Here is a 6,051-nt window from a genome sequence, read left to right as displayed (position 1 = left end):
CGATCTGGAGTTTTCAAGAACCTGGGGTTCTTGAAAACTCCCCTCATCAACCTGGGATCGGGTCACGGCACCCAGTGGTTGCCGGTCACCGTGATCATCACCTGCAGCTGGATGCTCGACGCGAAGTAGTCGGTGCCGCCGATCGGCGTCGACACCATCTTGTTCCACAACGCGTCCAGCCACGCCTGGCTGCCGGGATCGGTCGTCGCCGCCACCGCGAACGGCGCGGTGTAGGCCTCCGACACGTCGCTGGACAACTGCGTGCCGTTGAGCTGGTAGCCGACCTTGATGTTGTTCGGGTTGCCGCCGAACTTGGACTTCGCCCACGTGTTGACCTTGCGAGCCGCCGCCAGCGAGGTCGCGTCACCGCTGGTGGCCGCGTCGGCGCCGATTCGCCACGGGTCGCGGCAGGCGTTCCACCAGTACTTGCCGTCGCCCAGCTGGTCCTCCAGCACCTTGCCGGCCGGCGGGCGCGGGGTCGAGTTCGTGCGTTCCACGAAGTCCGGCAGGAGCCCCGTGTTCGGGGCGTAGTTCTGCTGCATGGTCTTGATGAGGTTCTGGTGGGCGTTGCGGATGGTGTCCCACGCGGAGTCGCCGGTGGCCTTGCGGAAGGCCCGGAAGTGGTCGGCCATCCAGTCCGACGAGCGGGTCACGTAGTAGCGCGGGTCGCCCGAGTCGGCCCAGTCGCCGGGGCGCAGCAGGTTGGTGGACGGGTTGATCTCGCTGCGCTTGATGGCGTTGATGTGCTTGATGGCGAGCGCCTTGTAGTTGTACGTGCCGGCGCTGCCCCACTGCCTGTCGGCCAGCAGCAACCCGTACGCCACGTCCATGTCGCCGTCGGTCGCCGCGTCGATGCCGCTCGTGCTCTTGCAGTCGTCACCCTGCTCGGCCGCCATCAGGTCGGCGTCGATCGAGGACGGGTGGTCGATCTTCCACTTCACGAAACCGTCGAAGATCTTGTGCGCGTCCGGGTCGGCGCCCGCCATCGTGGCAACGACGACCATGCCGTAGCCCTGGGCCTCGGCGACGTAGGTGTGGTCGGCGTCGGCGGCGAGGACCTGGGACCACGCGCTGTTGCAGTTGTGCCGGATGAACGCGGACTTCCAGCGCTGGTAGTAGTCCACCACGGCGGCGTCCAAAGTGGACGTGCTGCCGGACGGCCGCAGGATGCCCGCCACGTACGGGGTCTGCCTGCTGCCGAACGGATAGCCGAGACCAGAGGGAGGAGTGGTCGTGGTGGTCGTCGTAGTAGGAGGCGTTGTGGTGGTGGTCGGCGGGTTGCCGCTCACGCCGTAGACCTCCAGCTCCCACAACGAGTAGCCGTACGCGGTGCCGCGGGCCGTGCCGTAGACCCGCACGTACCGGCCCGAACCGGACAAGGTCAGGTCGTCGACGCCGCCATCACCGGTGGTGGTGGAGTAGACGTCGGTCCACGCCGAGCCGTCAGGAGAGGTCTGGACGCGGTACGACTTGGCGTACGCCGCCTCCCAGTTCAGCCGCACCCGGCTGATCGTGTGCGTGGAGCCGAGGTCGACCCGCAACCACTCCGGGTCGTGCCCTTCCACCGAGGCCCAGCGTGACGTCGTGCTGCCGTCGACCGCCTTCGCCGCTTCGAAACCGGAGCCCTCGACCGAGGACGCCGTCACCGCCTTGCCCTGCGAGACCAGTGGATCCGCCGCCGATGCACTGGTCACCCCTGCCACGAGCAGGCCGAGCACGAGCCCTGCCGCCCCTAACGCCGCTGCCGATCTGCCGCCCACAACCGCCTCCAGCAATAGTTAACAAAGCTGACAATGCGAGTGGTTGGCGACGGTAAGCAGGTAAAACACGGCGAACAAGAGGTACGGACCTGTTGTTGCTCGATCGGACAGTGATCAATTCCAGACGTCGCGCACGGCGTCGGCGACGGAGGCGGCCTGCGCGAAGCCCGCTTCGGCGGCGGGTTTGCGGCGGGCCGGGTCGAGCAGGTTGGAGCCGAAAGCGGCCAGCGCCTCCGCGGACGGGCTCACCACGATGGACGGCACGCCCAGCCGGGCGGCCTGCGCTTGTGGAGTCGCCGCAGCGGAAGCCGCACGGGTGAGCGGCGCGACCACGACGACCCGTTCGCAGCCAGCGGCAAGATCCACGTTCGCCGCGGACCGCATGCCACCGTCCATGTAGCGGTGCCCGTCGATCGTCACCGGCGGCCACACCAGCGGCACCGCGCAGCTCGACGCCACCGCGCGCACCAGCGGCACCCCGCTGTCCCGGTCGAACGCCACGAACTTCCCGTCCGCCACATCAACCGCGGTCACCTTCAGAGCGCGCACAGGCCAGTCCTCAACAGACAGTCGCGACGAGAACACCGCCAGCCGAGACTCCTCGGACGGCGTGCGGGCCTTCACCGCGGCACGACCCAGCCGCGCCCGTTTCTGAGCCGGACTACCGGGCATCACGTAGGAAAGGGCGTACCGCACCAGCATCCACGGCGTCAGCCGCGCCGGAATCTCCCCATCGGGCGGCAACAACTGACCCTCGTACAGGTCACTCAACGCGGCACCGCCCGCCAACTGCGTGGCCACCACCGACCCGGCCGACGTCCCCACGAACAGGTCCGCATCTGTCAGGTCGACGCCCGCAGCAGCCAGTCCGTGCAGAATCCCTGTCTCCCAAGCGATTCCGGTGACGCCACCGCCGCCCAGCACCAAAGCCCGTTTTCCGCTCACACGAGCCATCCTACGAAGTGAGACCGGTTCCTGGCCCGTGGTCGTCCGCGCTATCCTGGAATGCGAGACCGAGAAGCGCTGCAACGGGCTCCAGACCCGCCACGCTCGGCTTGCACGACCACGGACAAGGGCGCTTCCGACGACGTTTCGGGAGCGCGCGTGGATGGTCTGAAGTCCCTGCTGAACCAGCGGATCGCCGTGCTCGACGGCGCCTGGGGCACGATGTTCCAGCAGGCCAAGCTCTCGCCGGCCGACTACTACGGCGCGGAGTTCGAGAACCACCACATGGACGTCGTCGGGGACCCGGACCTGCTCAACCTCACGCGCCCGGACCTGGTGCTCGACGTGCACCGCCAGTACCTCGCGGCGGGCGCGGACATCACGACCACCAACACGTTCACCGCCACCTCCATCGGCCAGGCCGACTACGGGCTGCAGGACCGCGTCCGCGACATGAACATCGCGGGCGCGAAAATCGCCCGCCAGGCCGCCGAGGAGTTCGGCGGCAGGTTCGTCGCCGGATCAGTGGGCCCGCTCAACGTCACGCTGAGCCTGTCCCCCAAGGTCGAGGACCCGGCGTACCGCGCCGTGACGTTCGAGCAGGTCAAGGCCTCCTACGCCGAGCAGATCGCCGCTCTGCGCGAGGGCGGGGTCGACCTGCTGCTGATCGAGACGATCTTCGACACGCTCAACTGCAAGGCCGCCATCACCGCCGCCCGCGAGGTCGCCCCCGACCTGCCGCTGTGGATCTCGGTGACGATCGTCGACCTGTCCGGCCGCACGCTGTCGGGCCAGACCGTCGAAGCCTTCTGGAACTCCGTCGAGCACGCGAAGCCGCTGGTCGTGGGCGTGAACTGCTCGCTGGGCGCCGAGGAGATGCGCCCGCACGTCACCGACCTCGCCCGGCTCGCGGACACCTACGTCGCGTGCCACCCCAACGCCGGCCTGCCCAACGCGTTCGGCGGCTACGACGAGACGCCGGACGAGACCGCCGCCCTGCTGAAGGACTTCGCGGGCAAGGGCATCGTCAACATCGTCGGCGGCTGCTGCGGCACCTCCCCCGCGCACATCAAGGCCATCGCCGACGCCGTCCGCGGCATCCAGACGCGCGAGGTCAAAAAGCCCCGCGACACCACCAGGTTCAGCGGGCTGGAGACGTTCGAGATCGGCCCCGACACCGGCTTCGTGATGATCGGTGAGCGCACCAACGTCACCGGCTCGGCGAAGTTCCGCAGGCTGATCGAGGCCGACGACCACCAGGCGGCCCTCGCGGTCGCCCTGGACCAGGTGCGCGGCGGCGCGAACCTGCTGGACGTCAACATGGACGCCGACCTGCTCGACGGCGAGCAGGCGATGACGACGTTCCTGAACCTGATCGCGACCGAGCCGGAGATCGCCCGCATCCCGGTGATGATCGACAGCTCCCGCTGGGGCGTGCTGCAGGCGGGCCTGAAGTGCGTGCAGGGCAAGGGAGTCGTCAACTCGATCAGCCTCAAGGAGGGCGAGGAGCCCTTCCTGCAGCAGGCCCGCACGATCCGCGACTACGGCGCCGGTGTCGTCGTGATGGCGTTCGACGAGCAGGGCCAGGCCGACACGACCGAGCGCAAGGTCGCGATCTGCGGCCGCGCGTACGACCTGTTGACGCAGCAGGCGGGCTTCCCGGCCGAGGACATCATCTTCGACCCGAACGTGCTCGCGGTCGCCACCGGCATCGAGGAGCACAACGGCTACGCCAAGGCGTTCATCGACGCGCTGCCGCTGATCAAGGAGCGATGTCCGGGCGCCCGCACCAGCGGCGGCATCTCGAACCTGTCGTTCTCCTTCCGCGGCAACGACGTCGTCCGCGAAGCCATGCATTCAGCGTTCCTCTTCCACGCCGTCAAGGCCGGGCTGGACATGGGCATCGTCAACGCCGGCCAGCTCGTCGTCTACCAGGACATCCAGCCCGAACTGCTGGAACTGGTCGAGGACGTCATCTTCAACCGCCGTGAGGACGCCACCGACCGGCTCGTCACGCACGCCGAGACCGTCAAGGGCCCCGGCCAGAAGCGCGTGATCGACCTGTCGTGGCGCGAAGCCCCGGTCGGCAAGCGCCTGGAGCACGCGATCCTGCACGGCGTCGTCGACTTCATCGAGGAGGACACCGAAGAAGCCCGCCAAGCCCTGCCCAGGCCGCTCGACGTGATCGAGGGGCCGCTGATGGACGGCATGAAGGTCGTCGGTGACCTGTTCGGCGCGGGCAAGATGTTCCTGCCCCAGGTGGTGAAGAGCGCCCGCGTGATGAAGCGCGCGGTCGCGTACCTGGAACCGTTCATGGACGCCGAGCCCAAGGCGACGGCGGGTGGCAACGGCAAGGTCGTGCTCGCCACGGTCAAGGGCGACGTCCACGACATCGGCAAGAACATCGTCGGCGTTGTCCTGGGTTGCAACAACTACGAGGTGATCGACCTCGGCGTGATGGTGCCGGCCGCGAAGATCCTCGACACGGCGATCAAGGAGCACGCCGACGTCATCGGCCTGTCCGGGCTGATCACGCCGTCGCTCGACGAGATGGTCTCGGTCGCCGAGGAGATGCAGCGGCGCGGCCTGAAGCTGCCGTTGCTGATCGGCGGCGCCACCACGTCCCGCCAGCACACCGCCGTCAAGATCGCCCCGGTCTACGACGAGCCGGTCATCCACGTGCTCGACGCGTCCCGGGTCGTCGGCGTGGTCTCGGATCTGCTCGACGACCGGCGTGGCCACGAGCTGAACCTCACGAACCGCGCCGAGCAGGCCCGCCTGCGTGAGCAGCACGCAAACCGCAAGCAGCTGCCGTTGCTGAGCGTGGAAGCCGCGCGCGCCAACGCGGAAAAGGTCGATTTCGCCGAATTGCCGACCCCGGCATTCACCGGCACGCGCGTGCTGACCCCGTCGATCAGCGAACTCCGCGAGTTCGTCGACTGGACGTTCCTGTTCCTCGCGTGGGAGCTGAAAGGCAAGTTCCCCGCGATCCTCGAACAGCCCGTGGCGCGCGAACTCTTCGACGACGCCACCAAGTTGCTCGACGAAATCATCGCCAATGGTTCGTTCACGGCAAAGGGCGTCTACGGCTTCTGGCCCGCGCATTCCTCCGGTGACGACATCCAGCTGGAGAACGGCACGCTCATCCCGATGCTGCGGCAGCAGACGCAGAAGCAGGTGTCGCGCCCGAACCGCTCGCTCTCGGACTACGTGGCACCGGAAGGCGACCACCTCGGCGGTTTCGCCGTCACGATCCTGGGCGCCGACGAGCTGGCCGTGACGTCGAGGAACGTCAGCTCGTCGGCACCCTCGGCGTCGTACGCCCTGGCCAGCTCGACGGGGTCAC

General features: G+C 68.1%; 2 protein-coding genes and 2 pseudogenes. 1 reads left to right on the top strand and 3 read right to left on the bottom strand.

The annotated features are described in order from the left end of the window. Positions 1-62: 62 nt before the first annotated feature. Both ABZX92_RS44765 and ABZX92_RS44760 read right to left on the bottom strand, forming a co-directional pair. The gene (locus ABZX92_RS44765; RefSeq protein WP_355572120.1) at positions 63-1,760 is read right to left on the bottom strand and encodes a glycosyl hydrolase family 8; all 1,698 of its coding nucleotides are present in this window, start codon (positions 1,758-1,760) and stop codon (positions 63-65) included. A gap of 114 nt (positions 1,761-1,874) precedes the next feature. After that, the gene (locus ABZX92_RS44760) at positions 1,875-2,705 is read right to left on the bottom strand and encodes a patatin-like phospholipase family protein (RefSeq protein ID WP_355572118.1); all 831 of its coding nucleotides are present in this window, start codon (positions 2,703-2,705) and stop codon (positions 1,875-1,877) included. 168 nt (positions 2,706-2,873) lie between these two features. Between ABZX92_RS44760 and metH the strand changes: the two are divergent. Beyond that, positions 2,874-5,981: pseudogene (gene metH, locus ABZX92_RS44755) on the top strand (methionine synthase); the annotation flags it as partial. On the opposite strand, the pseudogene ABZX92_RS44750 reads toward metH, so the two are convergent. After that, positions 5,972-6,051, bottom strand: a pseudogene (locus ABZX92_RS44750) (HisA/HisF-related TIM barrel protein); the annotation flags it as partial. The pseudogenes metH and ABZX92_RS44750 sit on opposite strands and share 10 nt — an antisense overlap.

It is taken from the genome of Lentzea sp. NPDC006480 (assembly GCF_040611995.1).
GTDB lineage: Bacteria > Actinomycetota > Actinomycetes > Mycobacteriales > Pseudonocardiaceae > Lentzea.
Note: the sequence above shows the minus strand (reverse complement) of the source record. Positions and strands in the feature narration are given on the sequence as shown.